The following is an 878-nucleotide window of genomic DNA, read 5'->3' on the forward strand; positions in this document are numbered from 1 at the left end:
GCGTCCACCGGATCCTCGGCCACCAGGTCCTCGACCACGGGCAGGTCGGGGTGGATCGGCTCGATGCTTCGCATCGCCTGGTCGATGATCCACTTGGGCCAGTAGTTCGGGTCGTTCCCCTCGGCGTACGGGTGGTCCCGCTCGTCGGAGAGCAGGATCCACGCGTGTGTCATCCGCAGGGTCGCTCCACGCAGCCGGGCCTCGCGCGCGGCCCAGCGGGCGGCGGTGAGGGACTCGGGCGTACCGTCCAGGCCGACGGTGACCACGCGGCTCATGACGCCCTCCGCCTCCCGGCGGTTTCGCTGAGGCCGGTTTCGCTGAGGCCGGTCTCCTCCGACGGATGCTTGAGATCTTCCGAGACCGCCACGACACCGTCCACGCTGCCGCACAGCCGCAGAAGCACCGCGACGGTGTGTTCGTCGTCCACCGCGCCGTGGAGCGAGACCTGCCCCTGCTGAACGTCGGCCGTCACGGCCGACGGCGCCAGCCGCAGTGTCCGCGCCAGGACGTCCCGCGAGATCTCCTCGTGGATGGCGCTGTCCCGCCGGAGGAAGACGCGCAGGAGGTCGGACCGGCTGACGATGCCCTGCAGCTTGTCGGTCTCGTCCACCACGGGCAGCCGTTTGACGTGCTGCTCAGCCATGAGGCGCGCGGCCTCCACGACCGTCCACTGAGGGTGCGCGCAGATTGCGGGGGCGTTCATGATCTCCGCCGCGACCACGCCCTCCGACCTGGCGCGTTCCCACGCCTCAAGGTGGGGCAGCGGCGTCCTGCCTGACATGTCGGATCTGTTCGCCGCCTTGCGCAGCAGGTCGGCCTCGGAGACGACGCCGACCGGACGGTCCCCGTCGTCCAGCACAGGCACGGCGCTGACGCCG

Annotated in this window: 2 protein-coding genes; both read right to left on the bottom strand. The window is 70.8% G+C overall.

The features are described 5' to 3' along the window. Positions 1 to 275, bottom strand: a 275-nt coding sequence (locus BHU15_RS36165; protein ID WP_171908526.1) for a universal stress protein, incomplete at its 3' end; no start/stop codon positions are given. Then, positions 272 to 878: CBS domain-containing protein (locus BHU15_RS36170; RefSeq protein ID WP_079128622.1), on the bottom strand; the 607-nt coding region annotated here is incomplete at its 5' end. The genes BHU15_RS36165 and BHU15_RS36170, both read right to left, overlap by 4 nt.

The sequence above is a fragment of the Streptomyces niveus genome (genome assembly GCF_001723055.1).
GTDB classification, from domain to species: domain Bacteria; phylum Actinomycetota; class Actinomycetes; order Streptomycetales; family Streptomycetaceae; genus Streptomyces; species Streptomyces niveus.